The following is an 18,146-nucleotide window of genomic DNA, read 5'->3' as shown; positions in this document are numbered from 1 at the left end:
ATCTGGCCGAAGTTGGGAAAATGATGAGGAGAAAGGCAGGGCGGCTATGTTTAACAGATGGCGATGGTTCGTTGGATGTATGGCAGGACTGACTATAATCATAATCGCGTCGGCGTGCGCCCGCGGCCAGATTATGGATCAACCGACACCAGCGGAGACGCAGACAACAGAAGTAGAACACCCCCACGATATCACATTAATGATTGATGGAGGCACCTTTATCCCTGATGTGACGCGTAACCTGCATTTTGATTATATCGACGGGTTAACGGTACGTCATGCCTTGGCAAGCAGCGGGATTGTCAAATTTACAGAGGACCAGTCCGCCATTCAATCGGTGGGGGAGGTGTCGCTGGATTCGGCGTTGGAATGGGGGACCCGGCTAAATGATAAGGAGCTGGCCTCTACCAACTGGGATCAGGAGCTGCAAATGGGTGACAAGCTGCTGGTTTACGTCAAGACGGTGGACAGCTATGAAGCGATCTCGCCGCTGGCGTCCTTGCTGTTGATTATCGACGGGGGCAGTCAGAAGCAATATTTTGTCCATAAATACAGTGATAACACCACCGTTCGAGATCTCCTGAAGCACAGTGGATTGGTACAGTTTAACCCTAACCATAAATCAATTATCTCCGTCGGCGGCTATACCCCTAAGCAGGACGAGCAATGGATCCTGAAAGTGAATGGGAAGAAGCTGCTGGATAATGGCCTGGATATGAGATTAAAGCCGCAAGACTACGTGGAGATTACCTTGACGACGCAATAGAAGTACGATGTAACTTAGAGATCCGTAATCCTGGTGATCATCCGGGAGAGCGGATTTTTTTACAGAACATTGAAAAAGTTATGACAAAAGTATGTTAAAATTTTCACAATTAATGTGAATGGAATCACAAAGTCCTCCTTATTTGAAAAGTATACTGGGAGCATGGGAGCACTTCAAATTTTAACTATCGCCAAGTTGCATGAGACCCAGGTGTTTATTGGAGGAGGCATTCTAAAGATATGGGAATGGAACGAGAGAAACTAGTTGTTATCGGTAACGGAATGGCCGGAATCAGCACGGTAGAGCAAATCCTGAAGTTGACTACGAAATTTGACATTACGGTATTCGGAAGCGAGCCGCATCCGAACTACAATCGAATTATGCTGTCATATGTGCTGGAAGGCAGCAAAACGCTGGACGATATCGTGCTGAACGATTTGAACTGGTACAAAGAGAACGGGATCACCCTGCATGTCGGAACTGCAGTGGAACGGATTGATGCCGAAGCCAAAGAGGTCGTCGCCGATAATGGGTTGCGCGTCCCGTACGATAAAGTGCTGATCGCAACGGGCTCCAATTCGCTGATCTTGCCGATTCCAGGCAGCGATAAGGAAGGGGTCGTTGGCTTCCGTGACATCGCGGACTGCAAGCAAATGTTGGAGGCGGCGAAGACCTACAAGAAGGCGGCCGTCATTGGCGGTGGACTGTTGGGATTGGAAGCGGCCAAAGGCCTTGTGCAACTGGGGATGGACGTGACGGTTGTACATTTGATGGAAGATCTGATGGAACGCCAGTTAGACCATCAGGCAGCGAGCATGTTGAAAGCAGAGTTGGAGCGGCAAGGGATCAAATTTAAGATGGGCGCACAAACGACGGAGCTGTTTGGCGACCATCGGGTTCGCGGCCTGCGCTTTGCCGACGGGACGGAGCTGGAGGCGGAATTCGTCGTTATGGCTGTGGGAATCCGACCTAATGTTGCGGTTGCTAAAGCCAGCGGCATCGAAGTGAACCGTGGGATCGTCGTGAACGACTATCTGCAAACCTCGCTTGAAGGTGTGTATTCTGTGGGGGAATGTACGGAGCACCGCGGGGTTTGTTACGGTCTGGTTGCGCCTTTGTTCGAGCAGGGGATGGTGTTGGCGAAGCATATCAGCGGCGTGGATACCGCGCCTTATGAGGGTTCGGTCGTATCGACCAAGCTCAAAATTTCCGGCGTGGATGTATTCTCCACCGGTGAATTTATCGATGGACCGGAGCATACAGTGATCGTCAGCAAGGACGAGTGGAAACGCACCTATAAGAAAATTTTGCTGAAGGACGGCAAGCTGGTTGGGGCAGTGCTGTTCGGGGATATCACAGATTCGGCTGAGCTGCAGAAGCTGATTAAGCAAGGCGCGGAGATGACCGATGAGTTGTACGAATCGCTGATGGGCGGGGGCTGCTGCGGCGGCACCAAGAAGAAGGCATCGGTCGAAACGATGAGCGATGAGGAAATCGTCTGCGGCTGTAACGGGGTGACGAAAGGCACGATCGTGGACTGCATCGTAAATCAAGGGATGACGACGGTCGACGAAATTAAAGCGAGCACCGGAGCGACTCGATCTTGCGGCGGCTGTAAACCGGTCGTCGAGCAGATCCTGCAATATGTGCTTGGCGATGGCTTTACCCAATCGGCGAAACAGGGGATTTGCAGCTGCACTACGCTTAGCCGGGACGAGATCGTTGCCGAGATTAAAGCGAAAGGGCTGCAGACAACCAAAGAAGTGATGAATGTGCTCGGATGGACGCAGCCGGAAGGCTGTTCGAAGTGTCGGCCGGCGATTAACTACTATCTAGGCATGATCTACCCGGATACCCATGAAGATGAAAAAGCTTCGCGTTTCGTCAACGAACGGATGAATGCCAACATTCAAAAGGACGGCACGTATACCGTGGTGCCGCGGATGTACGGCGGCGTCACAACGCCGGAAGATCTGAAGAAAATCGCCGATGTTTCGTTGAAATACAATGTCAAGGTGGTCAAGGTCACGGGCGGACAACGGCTGGATTTGATCGGCGTGAAGAAAGAGGACCTGCCGAAGGTGTGGGCAGAGCTGGATATGCCGTCAGGTTATGCTTATGCCAAATCGTTGCGCACAGTAAAGACCTGCGTTGGTTCGCAGTTCTGCCGTTTTGGCACCCAGGATTCAATGGGTATGGGCGCGCTGCTGGAGCGCAAATTCGAGCGGCTGGACTTCCCGGCGAAATTTAAGATGGCGGTTAACGGCTGCCCGCGTAACTGCGCCGAGTCGTGCACCAAAGATATCGGGATCGTTGGCAATGACGGCGGTTGGGAGGTTTTCATTGGCGGCAACGGCGGGATCAAGCCGCGCTTGGCGGACTCGCTGTGCAAGGTGAAAACCGATGAGGAATTGATTGAAGTGTGCGGCGCGCTGATGCAGTACTACCGTGAAACCGGCAACTACCTGGAGAGAACGTCGGAATGGGTGGAACGGATGGGCCTTGAGCATATCCGCTCGGTTATCGTTGACGATGTGAAGAACCGCAAAGCGCTGATGGAACGGATTGAATTTGCTTTGAAGCAAGTATCCGATCCATGGAAAAAAGTGCTGAACGACAACGAACAGCTTGGCAAATTGTATCACTCGTTAGAAGTGAGCAGCCAGCTGTAATACAGCGTCCTAGAGAAAGGGGTCATGGTGCATGAGTATGGAGAGTAAGGGCGAAACGTTTTATCCTGTTGGTGCCTTGGAGGATTTTCTGCTGCAAATCGGGCGTGTCGTGGAAGTGGCCGGCCTGCAAATTGCCGTGTTCCGAACATCGGATGGCCGGATTTTTGCGGCGCTGAACCAAAATCCGCATCCAAAGGGCGGACCGCTGGCCGAGGGGATCGTATCGGGTCATTATCTGTATGATCCGTTGTATGATTGGAAAATCGACCTGACCACCGGGCTCGTTCAAGCACCGGATACCGGGCAGGTCACGATGTTCCCGGTCAAGGTGGAGGACGAACAGGTCTACATTGCCGCTGCTGCTTTGCAGCAAGCGTAGTGCGGCTATCGACAGCGCGGTGATCGGAAGGTCGCCGCGCTATTTTTGAAGCATGAGGCAAGTTTGATTTGGGGGCGGTGCGGTATTCGTCGCAATGGCATATTGGTTCATTTCCCCCATGCGCAAGAAAGCATAGGGCTCATAACCACATATGTATCCCCCAACCTCATTGGGTAGCGAAGAGGATTGGGGGATTTTTTTACGCGATGGGAAGAAAGCAAAAAAACCGCCCTCCAATCATGGGACGGTTCAATACACCGGAACTAACGCCGAATATGGGGGGAGTACTAGGCGGTTAAATGCGGCAGATTTCGTTCGGGCACAGCTCGCAGTGGCAAATATCTTGCAGCATGACCAGATCTTTGATCACGATCATCCCGTTCTCATAGTCCAGCGCATCCTTCTTGCGCAGGTCGCTCAGCATCCGGTTGACGCTTTCGCGCGTTGCCCCGATCATGTTGGACAAGTCAGTATGGGTGATCTTCTTATTGATCAGAATGGCGTCTCCGTGCGGCTCACCGTACGTATTGCTCAAGCGAATCAAGGTCGAGCACAAAGCGCCCGGTTTGCCGTACATCATCAGATCGCGGAATTTGGTTTGCGTCAAACGGTGATGGATGCCCATCCATTTCATGAAATCGATGGCGAAATCGCAATGCTGACAGATCATGATTTCCAGGTCCTTCTGCTCGATAATGCCGATTTCACAGTCTTCGATGACTTCGGCGGTAAAGCTATGCTTCGAGCTGAAGAACGGATCGGCTTGCCCAACCATATCGCCGACACCATACATGTAGAGGATCAATTCTTTGCCCTCATCCGTCGATTTCGTCAACTTCACACGGCCGCGCTTGATGTAGAACAGTTTATCGGAATAGTCACCTTCCCAGAACAAATGTGTCCCCTCGGGATAAGATTTGTCTTTCATCGTAACGAGAAGGCGATTGAAGTTTTGCTCTGAAAAACAGCTCGTATTGCCGCGGGGCAGGGTGGCATTAACAATTTCACTCATCATCGATTTCCCCTTTGTGCTCCAAATTTTTCTGAAAATTTTAAATTAATTATAACCCGTTTTTTTTAGTTTTTGGGGGCTGTAAAGCCCGAAAAAGTGAACATTGTGAGAAATTTCACTATGTCGAACAGTACGTTCTCGCTAAAAACGGTGCAAAATAATAAACTGGCGATCGGTAAGTATTTAAAGGTGATACTATGTACACAATGTAAAGTATATATGAAAAACTTATCGTGACAAGTGAAAACTTTCAACTTTTTTAAAGTATGTGAAAAATTTCACTATACAAAATCAAAAGCCTGTGCTATGATCAAGACATAAAGAGAAGCGCACAAGCTTCATAAGGATTCGCTTGCAAGTGAATTTTTTCACAAATAAGATTTAGGACCACCATCTGCAAGCAATCCCTAAATCAAAATTTAGGAGGATGAGAGAGATGGCTGTTAAAAACGAAGTAGCTGCTAAGGCTCAGCCAACCGCGCAAGAGTATATTCAAACGTTGATCGACAAAGCCAAGAAAGCTTCCGAAGCATTCATGAGCATGGATCAGGAGCAGATCGATAAGATCGTGCAAGCGATGGCTTTGGCTGGGCTCGACAAGCATATGCATCTGGCGAAAATGGCGATCGAGGAAACGGGACGCGGCGTATACGAAGATAAAATCATCAAGAACATGTTTGCAACCGAGTATATCTGGAACAGCATTAAGTACCAAAAAACAGTAGGCGTCATCGAAGACAATCCTTACGAGAGCTTCCAAAAAATCGCCGAGCCGGTTGGGATCATCATGGGGATTACCCCGGTCACGAACCCAACGTCGACCACCATCTTTAAATCTCTGATCGCCATCAAAACTCGCAACCCGATCATCTTCGGCTTCCATCCATCCGCGCAAGCCTGCAGCACGGAAGCCGCTAAAATATTGCTTGAAGCCGCTGTTAAACACGGGGCACCTGCGGACTGTATCCAATGGATCGAAAATCCATCCATGGACCGCACGAACGCGCTGATGAATCACCCGGATGTCGCTTGCATTCTGGCTACCGGCGGTTCCGCGATGGTTAAAGCAGCTTATAGCTGCGGTAAGCCGGCCCTCGGCGTAGGCCCTGGTAACGTTCCTTGCTTCATTGAGAAGAGCGCCGATCTGGATCAAGCGGTCAACGACCTGATCCTGTCTAAAACGTTTGACAACGGTATGATTTGCGCATCCGAGCAAGCGGTGATTATCGAAGAACCGATCTTCGACCAAGTGAAGAAGAAAATGATCGCCAACGGCTGCTATTTTGTAAATAAAGAAGAAGCTGCCAAGCTGACCGCAGGAGCCATCAACGCGGAGAAATGTGCGGTGAACCCTGCGATCGTTGGTCAATCGGCCGTAAAAATCGCGGAAATGTGCGGCATCGACGTCCCGGCCGGAACGAAAATTCTCGTTGCCGAGATCGAAGGCGTTGGTCCGAAATTCCCATTGTCCGCAGAGAAGTTGAGTCCTGTACTTGCTTGCTACAAAGTGAAGAATGCAGAGGAAGGCATTAAACGTGCGCTGGAAGTTGTGCAATTCGGCGGCATGGGTCACTCCTCGGTAATCCACTCGAACAATGAGGAAGTGATTCAACAATTCTCCGATCGGATGCCAACTTGCCGGATCCTGGTGAACCAACCTTCTTCGCAAGGCGGTATCGGCGACATCTACAACACAAACCTGCCGTCGCTGACGCTGGGCTGCGGATCGTACGGACGCAACTCGACTTCGTCGAACGTCACGGCCGTGAATCTGATCAACGTGAAAAGGGTGAATCATCGTACCGTGAACATGCAATGGTTTAAAGTGCCTAGCAAAATTTACTTCGAGAAAAACTCGACGCAATACTTGGCGAAGATGCCGGACATCTCCCGCGTCATGATCGTTACTGACCCGATGATGGTGAAGCTCGGCTACGTGGAAAGAGTCGAACATTTCCTGCGTCAACGCCAAACGCCGGTAGCCATCGAAGTGTTCTCGGACGTTGAACCGGATCCATCGACCACGACCGTACAACGCGGTACTGAGCTGATGGCGAAGTTCCAACCGGACTGCATTATCGCCCTGGGCGGCGGTTCGCCGATGGACGCGGCGAAAGGCATGTGGCTGTTCTATGAATATCCGGATACCGACTTCCACAATCTGAAGCAAAAATTCATGGATATCCGCAAACGGATCTACAAATATCCGCGTCTTGGCCAAAAAGCGAAATTCGTGGCCATTCCAACGACATCGGGTACCGGTTCCGAAGTTACCTCGTTCTCGGTTATTACCGATAAAATCAACGGCAACACGAAATACCCGTTGGCGGATTACGAGCTGACGCCGGACGTTGCGATCATTGACCCTGAGTTCGTCTACAGCTTGCCGAAAGTGGCTGTTGCAGATACCGGTATGGACGTACTGACGCATGCGATCGAAGCTTACGTCTCGGTCATGGCTAACGACTACACGGACGGTCTGGCGATCAAAGCGATCCAGCTGGTATTCCAATACCTGGAGAAATCGGCGCTGACCGGCGACAAGCTGGCCCGCGAGAAAATGCACAATGCTTCGACGCTCGCAGGGATGGCGTTCGCCAACGCATTCCTTGGCATCAACCACAGCTTGGCGCATAAATGGGGCGGTCAATACGGTACGGCCCATGGACGTACCAATGCGATTCTGATGCCGCACGTCATCCGCTACAATGCGAAGAAACCAACGAAATTCGCGGCATGGCCGAAATACAGAAACTTCGTTGCCGATGAACGTTATGCGGAAATCGCCCGCATTCTGGGTCTGCCGGCTCGCACGACGGAAGAAGGCGTGAAGAGCTTGATCAAAGCGGTGCGCGATCTGAACAAGAAGCTGGGCATTCCGGAATCGTTCCAAGCGCTTGGCTTCGATGCGAAGGATTTCGAATCGCGCGTCGATTACCTGGCGGACCGTGCCTTCGAAGACCAATGTACGACTGCGAATCCGAAGCTGCCGCTGGTCAGCGAGCTGGCTGAGATTTATCGCGACGCCTTCTATGGAAGATTTGAAGAATAAGTGAACAGGCGTGTAAAAATGGTGACAAATATCACTGATTGTGATATTTGTCACAATACTTTTGGATAGGAAGAGCTATGATTACAATATAAATGATCCCTCAGAAGTTTGTTAACGGAGTGGAACCCGGTCCTTCGGGGCCGGGCACCATAATTGTCTAAGTTGTGAAAAGTATCACAAATTTTAGGGATCATGAGGCGCGGGATAGACCTTCAACCGCGACCACATATAAAAATGGAGGGAATCAAGATGTCGGTGATCGAAAGAGAAGTAACAGAAACCAAGGCGCAAAACGCATGGAGAGGCTTCAAACCTGGGAAATGGATGAAGGAAGTGGATACGCGCGATTTTATCCAATCGAACGTGAATCCTTATGAAGGTAATGAGTCCTTCTTGAAAGGCGCTTCGGCGAACACGAAAGCGTTGTGGGATATCGTATCGCAGCTGTCCGTGAAAGAACGGGAAGCCGGCGGGGTCCTGGATGTAGACGTGAACACGCCATCCACGATCACTTCCCATGCTCCTGGATATTTGGATAAAGAGAAGGAACAAATCGTAGGCGTTCAGGGCTCAGCCCCTTTCCAACGCACGATCCATCCATTCGGCGGGATCAACATGGTCATCAATGCGTGCAAAGCTTATGGCTTTGATCTGCCAGCTGAGATCGTAAATCTGTTTACAACGATTCGCAAAACCCATAACCAAGGGGTATTTGATGCTTATACATCGGAAATGAGAGCCGCCCGTAAGGCTGGGATCATCACAGGTCTTCCTGACGCATACGGCCGCGGTCGGATCATCGGGGACTACCGCCGCGTTGCCCTGTACGGCGTAGACTTCTTGATCAAGCAAAAACAACAAGAATTGAAATCTCTTGAAGTAGATGTCATCGATGAAGATGTGATCCGGCTTCGGGAAGAAATTTCTGAACAAATTCGCGCTTTAGGCGAATTGAAACAGCTCGGCGAAATGTACGGATTCGACATTTCCAGACCGGCGAACAATGCGAAGGAAGCTTTCCAATGGTTGTACTTCGGTTATCTGGCAGCGGTCAAAGAACAAGACGGTGCGGCAATGTCCCTCGGACGCGTATCTTCGTTCCTCGATATTTACATCGAACGCGATCTGGCCGAAGGAACATTAACCGAAGAAGCAGCTCAAGAATTGGTTGACCATTTCGTCATGAAGCTGCGGATCGTGAAATTCCTGAGAACGCCAGAGTACAACGAACTGTTCAGCGGCGACCCAACTTGGGTAACGGAATCGATCGGCGGGATGTCCGTAAACGGCAAGACGCTCGTAACCAAGAACAGCTTCCGCTTCCTGCATACGCTGTACAACCTGGGGCCGGCTCCAGAACCAAACCTGACCGTGCTCTGGTCGGAGCAACTGCCTGACGCCTTCAAGAAATACTGCGCGAAGGTATCGATCGAGACGAGCTCGATTCAATATGAAAACGACGATCTGATGCGTCCGATTTACGGTGACGATTACGGTATCGCATGCTGCGTCTCCGCGATGAGAATCGGGAAACAAATGCAGTTCTTCGGCGCTCGCGCAAACTTGGCGAAAGCTCTGCTGTATGCGATCAACGGCGGTAAGGATGAAAAATCCGGCGTCCAAGTTGGTCCGGAATATCCGGCCATCACTTCGGAATACCTCGACTATGACGAAGTGAAGAAACGCTTTATCCCGATGATGGAATGGCTGGCTAAGCTGTACGTGAACACCTTGAACGTGATCCACTACATGCACGATAAATACTGCTACGAACGGATCGAGATGGCGCTGCACGACCGCGACATTCTCCGCACGATGGCTTGCGGTATCGCCGGCTTGTCCGTAGCGGCTGACTCGCTCAGTGCGATCAAATATGCCAAAGTGAAACCGATCCGCAACGAAAACGGCATTGCCGTAGACTTCGAAATCGAAGGCGAGTTCCCTTGCTACGGAAACAACGACGACCGCGTTGACCAAATTGCGGTAGAGCTGGTTGAAACGTTTATGGGCATGATCCGCAAGCATAAAACGTACCGCAACTCGCTGCCAACCCAATCGGTATTGACAATTACGTCGAACGTTGTATATGGTAAGAAAACAGGCAGCACGCCGGACGGACGTAAAGCCGGCGAACCGTTCGCACCAGGGGCGAACCCGATGCACGGCCGCGACAAGAAAGGGGCGTTAGCTTCCCTGAGCTCGGTAGCGAAGCTGCCATATGAGCACAGCTTGGACGGCATCTCGAATACGTTCTCGATCGTGCCGAAGGCCTTGGGTAAAGACACGGAAACCCGAAAATCGAACCTCGTATCGATGATGGACGGATACTTCGGCAGCAAAGCGCATCACTTGAACGTAAACGTCTTTGACCGCGAACAACTGCTGGACGCAATGGAACATCCGGAAAACTATCCGCAATTAACAATCCGTGTATCGGGTTATGCGGTGAACTTCATCAAGTTGACCCGTGAACAACAACTAGATGTCATCAACCGGACCTTCCACGGCAAAATGTAATAACCTGCTGACGGGCAGCAACAATTGAAGCTGAACGATAAAATGGGGAGTTGGGCTTGGATCGCCTTTCTCCTCATTCCTTTATCGGAGGCGAATTAGGGAAAGGGTGACGAAGATGCTTAAAGGTCGCATACATTCGTTAGAAACGTTCGGAACCGTAGATGGACCGGGGATTCGTTTCGTCCTCTTTATGCAAGGCTGCTTGCTGCAGTGCCAATATTGCCATAACCCGGACACCTGGAGCTTGACGGAAGGCAAGGAGATGACCGTCGAGGAAGTTCTGGCCGAGATCGAGCCGTATTTGAACTATTACCGTACATCGGGCGGCGGACTGACGGTATCCGGCGGCGAAGCGACGCTGCAGGCGCCGTTTGTCACGGAATTGTTCCGGGAAGTGAAGAAACGCTGGAACCTTCATACGACGCTGGATACGAACGGCTATAATGAAGGGGATAAAATTCGCGATCTGCTGGATGTAACGGATCTGGTCCTGCTGGATCTGAAGCATATCGACAACGAGAAGCATATCAAGCTGACGGGCAAACCCAACGATCGAATGTTGAAGATGGCACGCTGGCTGTCGGATCATGATCGGAAAATGTGGATTCGTCACGTGTATGTGCCCGGCATCCACGACGATGAGCAGGATTTACTGGAGCTTGGGAGATTTATCGGCAGCCTGAAGGGCGTGGAGAAATTCGAAATTCTTCCTTACCACCAAATGGGCGTGTACAAATGGCAGGAGCTCGGTTGGGCTTATCCGCTGGAAGGCGTACCTTCGCCAACGGATGAAGAGATCGAACGAGCTTATCGGTTGATTCGTGAAGGCGAGCAGCAAGTAGCAGCCAAACCGTGAAATCTATGTCATATATTCTCACACTAAAATCCAATATCTCAATTCCAAACGGTTAAACCTCTCGATATACGTTAGGTTTAACCGTTTTCATTTTGGTTTTTAGAGGATATTATCCCCTTAATAGAAAAATGTCCTCCTTATCAAAGGTGGTGACGCTTTCTATAATGAGGGTGTATCACATAAACGAGTTTGAGGAGGGTCTATCTAACATGAGGAAGAGTTTGGTGCTGCTGCTGTCTCTTGTGTTTGTTGCATCCGCGCTGCTCGCCGGCTGCGGCAAATCCGGCAACAACGGAAACAATGCTGCCCCTGCCCCGTCGAATGAAAGTCAGGGCACGTCAAATGCGGGGACCGAAACGGAAACGAACAACGATCCGTTTGAAATCACGATCCGCCACACCCAGGTTGGGGAATCCAAGAAGTTCCGCCTGGCGATGCTGGAGGACGTCGTCAAGAAGACGGAAGCTGCTGTACCGGGCTTAACCATCAAGCTGGATGCGGTGGACTCCGAAGTGAACCGCAAAGAGAAGCTGCGGGGCGAAATGGCCGCGGGCAAACCGCCGGAAATCTTCGACGTATTTGGCAGTCCGGATGCCCAGCTATATGCCAAGGAAGGCCTGATGCTGGATTTGACACCGATCATCGAAGAATTGGGCATTAAAGATAAATTTACGACACTGGATCCGTTTACCCTTGACGGCAAAGTATACGGCTTGCCAATCGGGGGTTCCATCGAAGGGTATTTCTATAATAAAGAGTACTTTGAATCCAAAGGGCTGAGTGTGCCGAAGACGCTTGGGGAGCTGGAGCAAATCGCTGAGAAAATCAAGGCGGACGGCAAAATCCCGTTTGCTCAGTCCTCCAAGGATGCTTGGATTCCGCTGATGACGACCAATAACCTGTGGTCCTATTTTGCCGGTCCGGAGATCACTTACGGCTTCAAGACAGGCGCAACGAAATGGACGGACGAGAATATGGTTAAGGCGATTGCCAAACATCAGGAATGGGTTCAAAAAGGTTACTTTAAGAAAGGCGAACTGGGCTTTGAATACGCGGATATGAGAAACCAGGTTATTACGGGCGAGGCTATCATGATGATGGACGGCTCCTGGGCGAACTCCGTCTTCCGCGATCCGGCTCAAGCCGGCGATATGGTGGGTAAAATCGGCTTCTTCAATATGCCGCCGTTGAATGAAGGGGATCCGGTCGTCGTCATGCAGGATGCCAACAACGGTTACGGCTTCTCCAGTGCGGTGGCGGAGGATCCGCGGAAGCTGGCGGCCGTTAAGGAGTTCATTAAGAACATGTGGACGGAAGAAATGCAGCTGCGCGGCTTGAAAGAAGACGGCGTACTTCCGGCCATGAAGATGGATTTGGAGCAAATGAAGACGGCGTCCGACGACCCGCTGATGCAGGATATTTTTAGAGCGGTAAGTGAAATCGGCACTTCCTTCCCGGCGTTTGACGCGCTCGTGCAAGCGGAAGTGAATACGGCGCTGAGCATGGGCATTCAACAAATCATCGGCGGCGAAATCGAGCCGGCGAAGATGCTGGAAAATGTGCAGGCAGCGCAAGATGCAGCCAATGCCGCAGCGGAATAATCGTTAATTCTTAAGACTGATCATCGAACAAGGGCGTCACCCGCCGGCAGCGGTTCTGGGGACGCCCTTGCTTCCAACTACGGAGGTATAGGCATGAATAAAGCGCTCAGAAGTCCTCTGATTTACAGCTTATTTGTTCTCCCGGCATTGATCTTGTTTCTTGCCTTTTTCATCTATCCAATCTTTACCGCCATCAACAACAGCTTTACCAGCTGGAACGGTATTTCCAAGCATATGACCTATATCGGTTTGGATAATTACGAGATGGCGTTTAAGGATCAAGCGTTCTGGAAATCGGTGCGGAACAATGTATATTTCATTCTGTTCTCCTGTCTGATCCAAGTTCCGCTGATCGTTTTTTTCTCCCTCTTAATCGCAAACGTCAAGAAGCTCAAGGGACTGTATAAGACCGCGGTCTTTATGCCGTCGATCATGTCCACTGCCGTGATCGGTATTTTGTGGGGGTTCATTTATAACCCGGATTTCGGGTTGATGAACCAAGTGCTTGGGATCTTTGGCATTCCCCCGGTGTACTGGCTGTCCGACAAAAATTGGGCGATGCTCTCCATCCTGATTACGAATGCTTGGCAGTGGACGGGGTTCTACATCGTAATGGTCCTGGCGGCGATCCTGGCGATCCCGCGCGAGTTGGACGAAGCGGCGGCGATTGATGGAGCGGGCGGCATCCAACGGGCGATCCGAATCACCATTCCGCTGATCATGCCGATCATTAGCGTCGTCGTGATGCTGTCGGTGGCTGGCGCCATGAAAGCGGCCGATATTGTGCTGGTCATGACCAAGGGCGGGCCAGCCGGCTCGACGGACGTCATGGCGACGTACATGATCCGTTACGCGATCACCAGCTTCCGCCACGGGTTTGGCAACGCCATCGCCGTACTGATCTTTGCCTTTACGATCATTATTACCGCCTTGTACCAAATCCTTGTCGTTCGACGCACAGAAAGGATTGAATACTGATGAGAGTGCTGAAAAAGACGATCCCGCATCTGTTCCTGATGGCGTATCTACTCATCATTTTGTATCCGTTTCTGTTCGTGTTGTTCTCTTCGGTCAAAACCGATAACCAAGCGATCGCCTCCAATCCGTTTGGGTTGCCGTCGTCGATTATTTTTGACAATTACATGAATGCTTGGGTGAACGCCAAGATCAGCACGTTTTTTTTCAATAGCTTATATATCGGTGTATTATCGGCGTGCTTGTCGATCCTGTTTGCTGCGATGCTGGCCTTTGCCGTAACGCGCATGCGGTACAATCGGATCAGCGCGGTCGTGTTCCAGCTGATCCTGCTGGGGATGCTGATCCCCAACAACTCGTTGCTGCTGCCGATCTACGGCATGATGCGCAACCTGAACGTGCTCGACACGCATATGGCGTTGATTTTGCCTTATGTGGCGAACGCGATTCCGTTTTCGGTCATCATTCTGGCGGCGTTTATGCGCTCGATCCCTGGTGAAATTGAAGAAGCAGCTGTCATGGACGGTTTAGGCTCAGCGGGGATGTTCTTTCGCGTGATGCTGCCCCTGACAGTACCGGCGATCGTGACGGTGTTTATCATCAATTTCCTCGGCAACTGGAACGAGTTTTTGCTGGCGAACTATTTTCTATCCAAAGAAGAACTTCGTACGCTCCCGGTCGGGATGGTCGGATTCCGCGATGCGTACAACACCAACTACGCGCAGATGTCAGCTGGCATCGTGTTCAGCGTGCTGCCGGTCATGATCATCTATGCGGTGCTTCAGGAAAAAATAATTGAAGGCGTTACGGCCGGCAGCGTTAAGGGTTAGATCGTGGCGTGTTAGAATAGGGATAGTCTTACCAATTGGGAGCTGCCGCCGATGAATTTGCGCATTAAGCTGTTTACCGCCTTTTTGGGTTTAGTCATCATTCCATTGTTTGTGTTAGGCATTATCACGTTTTGGATTACGTTTAACTCGATTGAGAAGAAATACAGCCAGCAGGCGGAATATTCACTGAAGGCGATCAGCTACAGCATTAAGAACGTCTTTCAGGAGATGAATAACGTCACGGATAATGGCATCTCCAAAGGGGTGTTTCAGGCCGCTTTATCAGCCAAGGACCCGGATACCCAGGATTTGACGGCCACGACCCAGCTGGAGCTGAACGCCAATCAGCGAAATTTCCGTTCCCTGCTGTATAGCCATCCGGCCATTGACTACGCGTTTTTGTACAACATCCATGGGGGCCGGCAATCCAATGTCATCGCGATATTTAATAAGGAAAATTTCGAGACGCTGCCCTACGAAAAATTTAAGGAGCATCCTTTATATAACGAAGTGATGGCCCTTAACGGCCAACCGAAATGGATCGCTCCCCACGAATATCCGGAATTAACCGGATCGGACAACGTGTTTACGCAAATCCGCCTGATTAAGGAGCTTAGCAATCTGGAGCGGGTTGGCGTGCTGGTGGTGCAGATCAAGAACTGGGAGTTCGAGAAGATTTTTCAGAACCTGAAACTGGGCAGTCAGATGCGCGATACCCGGTTTATGCTGGTGAATGACAAAGGCCTGATTCTATACGATTATCAATTGGAGTTGGATGGCCAGCAAATCGAAGCGTACCTGCCAAAGAAATTGAAATGGGAGAGCGGCGAGGGGTATCGGAGCTTTAAAGGTAAATTTAACAACCAAGAGAGCGTTATCTCCATTTATAAATTGCAGGATTATCCGTGGAGTCTAGTTTCGGTTACTTCCTGGAGCTATTTGTCGCAGGAGGTGACGACCTTTGCCAAATGGTTTGTTGCCATTATTTGTGTGTGCGTGCTGACGGCGATGTTATTTAACTTGATCTTTATGAACCGGATCACGGGAACGATTGGTGTGATTGTCAGGTTCATGCGCAAGGTGGAAAGCGGTGACCTGAAAGCTCGGGTAGATGAGAAAGGCGACGATGAGCTGCTTCTGCTGCAGAAGGGCTTCAATAACCAGATGGATAAAATCAATGAGCTGTTTGAGCAAGTGAAACGGGAGCAACGGCTGAAGGCCAACGCCGAGCTGCGCGTCCTGCAGGCTCAGATTAAGCCGCATTTCCTGTTTAATACGTTGGAATCGATTAACGTGCTTGCCGTCCAAAACGAAGGGCGTAAGGTCAGCGAAATGGTGCTGCGGCTGGCGAATATTTTGCGGATCAGTATTCAAGACAAGGAAGAGATCAAGCTGAGCCTCGAAATCGAGCATATGCGCAGCTATTTGGAAATTCAGAAGTTCCGTTTCGAGGAGTTGTTTGAGTATTCGATTGATATTCCGGACGAAATGATGAACTGTCTGCTGTTGAAATTAACGCTGCAGCCGCTCGTGGAGAACAGCATTCAGCACGGGTTTGAGGGCATCGATTATAAAGGCAGGATCACGGTCACGGGGAGAATGGAGCAAGACCGCATTCTGCTAAGGGTTGAAGATAACGGAATTGGGATGACCAATGAGCAGCTGGCGAAGATCCAATACGCGGATTTGGACGATCCGGCGTATCGTTCCATGGCGCCATATCCGAATCATGAACGCCGGGGCTTGGGGCTTCGCAGCGTGTCGGATCGGCTAAGATTTCAGTATGGCAGCAGATACGGATTGTTTATTTGCTCGCAGCCCGGGTACGGGACGACGATTCAATGTGTGATACCAAGATATGAGGCGGGGGATCACGATGAAATTAAAAGCGTTGCTGGTTGACGACGAAATTCATATACTCACGAACTTGTCGAAGGTTTTGCCTTGGGAGGAAATGGGGTTTGAAGTTGTTTTGTTGGCCAAGAACGGTAAGGAAGCGTTAGAGATGGCTTCGCAGCATCGTCCCGACTTGATCTTAAGCGATATCCGCATGCCGGTGATGGACGGCATTCAACTGCTGCAGGAGCTCCGGGAGCGGGAGATTCCTTGCGAAATTTTGCTGTTGACCGGGTATCAGGAATTTGAGTATGCTCGAACTGCAATACGTTACGGCGTGAAGGATTATATTTGCAAGCCGATCAATTATTTTGAGCTGGAGGAGACGGTTCGGGGGATCGCCAAACAGATTCGCGAGAAGCGCAAAAACCTGAACAAGGAGCAGCGGATGAACCAGGTGGTTGATCTGGCCAATGAAAACTTCCTATTACATTCCTTGCTCGGACAGGAGACAGATGCGGAAGGGCTGTTGTGGGACGACGAGGACGCCGGTGAAGCGAAGCGGCGTTACGCCATGCTGCTCTTGGATCTGGAAGGTTATTCGCACCGATCCATCGTCTGGACGCTCCATGAACGAAAAGCGTGGAATCTGCACATCAAGCATGCGCTGAAGGATGTATTTGGCGAAGTTTTGCCAGGCTTAACTGTGCTGCAGATCCGGGAGGGGGAATGGTGCCTCGTGTTCCCGTCCCCTTCAGCGGATCGGACAGTTGACGAGGAGACGCTGATGCCGGGCTTTGAGCGGATCCGACAGCTCATCCGCAGCAAGGAGGAACTTCCCGTTCGGATGTGCATGGCGGCAGGGCTACATGGTTTGCAGGAATTATCGCTTGTGTACCATCGCTTGCAGCATCGGTTGATTCTGGGAGCAGCGCAGGAAGGGTTCGTGAAGGCTGACGCGCTGCCAACAGACGATTTCGCCCCGGATAAGGACGCGGTGGAAGTGCAATGGGGCTGGATCGAGCAGCTTGGAACCGGATTGCGCAACGGGAGCACCGAGGTCTTGGATCGCATCGCCGGGGAATTGAAATCGTACATCGGCGGTCTGGATGAACGGCAGGCGTGTGCGGCGGAGAAGCTGATGCATTATTTGCTCATCCATTTGCTGCGCGAGATGCGCGAGCTGCACATGCTCCCAAGGGAGCAGGAAGAAGGGCTATGGAAGCGGCTGCGGGAGCCGATGAGCTTGAAAGAGTTGCTGTCGATCATCGTTTCGCTCATCGAGCATGCGCGCAGCTCCCTGTCCGCGAAGAAATCTACGGAGCTGCTAATGATGTCCGCGCAAAATTATATTCAGAACCATCTCGGCCGCGACTTTGGGATCGAGGACATCGCCGACTATCTCGGCATTAGCAGCAGTTATTTCTGCTTACTCTTTAAGAACCATTTTGGCGAAACGTTTGTAGAGTATTTGACCAAACAGCGAATGGAAATGGCGAAATGCCTGCTGCGTACCAGTGAGCGTTCGATCGCACAAATCGGCAGTTCAATCGGCTATCAGGAACGGCGATATTTCACGAAGGTCTTTCAGAAGTATACCGGCATGACGCCGTCGGATTACCGGCAGAAGGAATCAAACGTATCTTAAAA

12 protein-coding genes are annotated in these 18,146 nt (G+C 50.9%); 11 read left to right on the top strand and 1 reads right to left on the bottom strand.

Features of this window, described 5'->3' with window-relative positions; genetic code table 11:
* Positions 1-133: 133 nt before the first annotated feature.
* From U9M73_RS08545 to nirD, 3 genes are all read left to right on the top strand, one after another.
* Positions 134-766, top strand: a complete 633-nt coding sequence (locus tag U9M73_RS08545) for a hypothetical protein (protein ID WP_139817480.1) — start codon at positions 134-136, stop codon at positions 764-766.
* A 239-nt stretch (positions 767-1,005) separates the two neighbouring features.
* Positions 1,006-3,438 (top strand): nitrite reductase large subunit NirB, encoded by a 2,433-nt coding sequence (gene nirB, locus U9M73_RS08540; RefSeq protein ID WP_085278477.1) that lies wholly within the window; start codon positions 1,006-1,008, stop codon positions 3,436-3,438.
* Positions 3,439-3,469: 31 nt separating this feature from the next.
* Positions 3,470-3,817 carry a nitrite reductase small subunit NirD gene (gene nirD / locus U9M73_RS08535; RefSeq protein ID WP_028538283.1) on the top strand — a complete coding sequence of 116 codons (348 nt, stop codon included), beginning with the start codon at positions 3,470-3,472 and terminating at the stop codon, positions 3,815-3,817.
* A gap of 295 nt (positions 3,818-4,112) precedes the next feature.
* On the opposite strand, the gene U9M73_RS08530 is transcribed toward nirD, so the two are convergent.
* Positions 4,113-4,829 (bottom strand): Crp/Fnr family transcriptional regulator, encoded by a 717-nt coding sequence (locus U9M73_RS08530; RefSeq protein ID WP_036645269.1) that lies wholly within the window; start codon positions 4,827-4,829, stop codon positions 4,113-4,115.
* A gap of 436 nt (positions 4,830-5,265) precedes the next feature.
* On the opposite strand from U9M73_RS08530, the gene adhE reads away from it, so the two are divergent.
* From adhE to U9M73_RS08490, 8 genes are all read left to right on the top strand, one after another.
* Entirely contained in the window at positions 5,266-7,881 is a 2,616-nt protein-coding gene (gene adhE, locus U9M73_RS08525; RefSeq protein ID WP_260070919.1) for a bifunctional acetaldehyde-CoA/alcohol dehydrogenase, read from the top strand.
* 249 nt (positions 7,882-8,130) lie between these two features.
* A complete protein-coding gene (gene pflB, locus U9M73_RS08520; RefSeq protein ID WP_260070920.1) occupies positions 8,131-10,398 on the top strand; it encodes a formate C-acetyltransferase in 2,268 nt (755 codons plus the stop codon).
* A gap of 115 nt (positions 10,399-10,513) precedes the next feature.
* Complete coding sequence (gene pflA / locus U9M73_RS08515; RefSeq protein WP_323076838.1) at positions 10,514-11,254, top strand: pyruvate formate-lyase-activating protein; 741 nt, start codon at positions 10,514-10,516, stop codon at positions 11,252-11,254.
* Between the two features lie 209 nt (positions 11,255-11,463).
* A complete protein-coding gene (locus tag U9M73_RS08510) occupies positions 11,464-12,855 on the top strand; it encodes an ABC transporter substrate-binding protein (RefSeq protein WP_323076837.1) in 1,392 nt (463 codons plus the stop codon).
* A gap of 93 nt (positions 12,856-12,948) precedes the next feature.
* Positions 12,949-13,833 carry a carbohydrate ABC transporter permease gene (locus tag U9M73_RS08505; protein WP_260070923.1) on the top strand — a complete coding sequence of 295 codons (885 nt, stop codon included), beginning with the start codon at positions 12,949-12,951 and terminating at the stop codon, positions 13,831-13,833.
* The gene (locus U9M73_RS08500; protein WP_260070924.1) at positions 13,833-14,660 is read left to right on the top strand and encodes a carbohydrate ABC transporter permease; all 828 of its coding nucleotides are present in this window, start codon (positions 13,833-13,835) and stop codon (positions 14,658-14,660) included. Before U9M73_RS08505 ends, U9M73_RS08500 begins: the two co-directional genes overlap by 1 nt.
* A 51-nt stretch (positions 14,661-14,711) precedes the next feature.
* Complete coding sequence (locus U9M73_RS08495) at positions 14,712-16,562, top strand: cache domain-containing sensor histidine kinase (protein ID WP_260070925.1); 1,851 nt, start codon at positions 14,712-14,714, stop codon at positions 16,560-16,562.
* Complete coding sequence (locus U9M73_RS08490) at positions 16,537-18,144, top strand: response regulator (RefSeq protein WP_311202273.1); 1,608 nt, start codon at positions 16,537-16,539, stop codon at positions 18,142-18,144. Before U9M73_RS08495 ends, U9M73_RS08490 begins: the two co-directional genes overlap by 26 nt.
* The last annotated feature ends 2 nt before the right edge of the window (positions 18,145-18,146 follow it).

The organism is Paenibacillus phoenicis, assembly GCF_034718895.1.
Classification (GTDB): Bacteria; Bacillota; Bacilli; order Paenibacillales; family Paenibacillaceae; genus Fontibacillus; species Fontibacillus phoenicis.
This window is presented reverse-complemented; position numbering and strand designations above follow the sequence as displayed.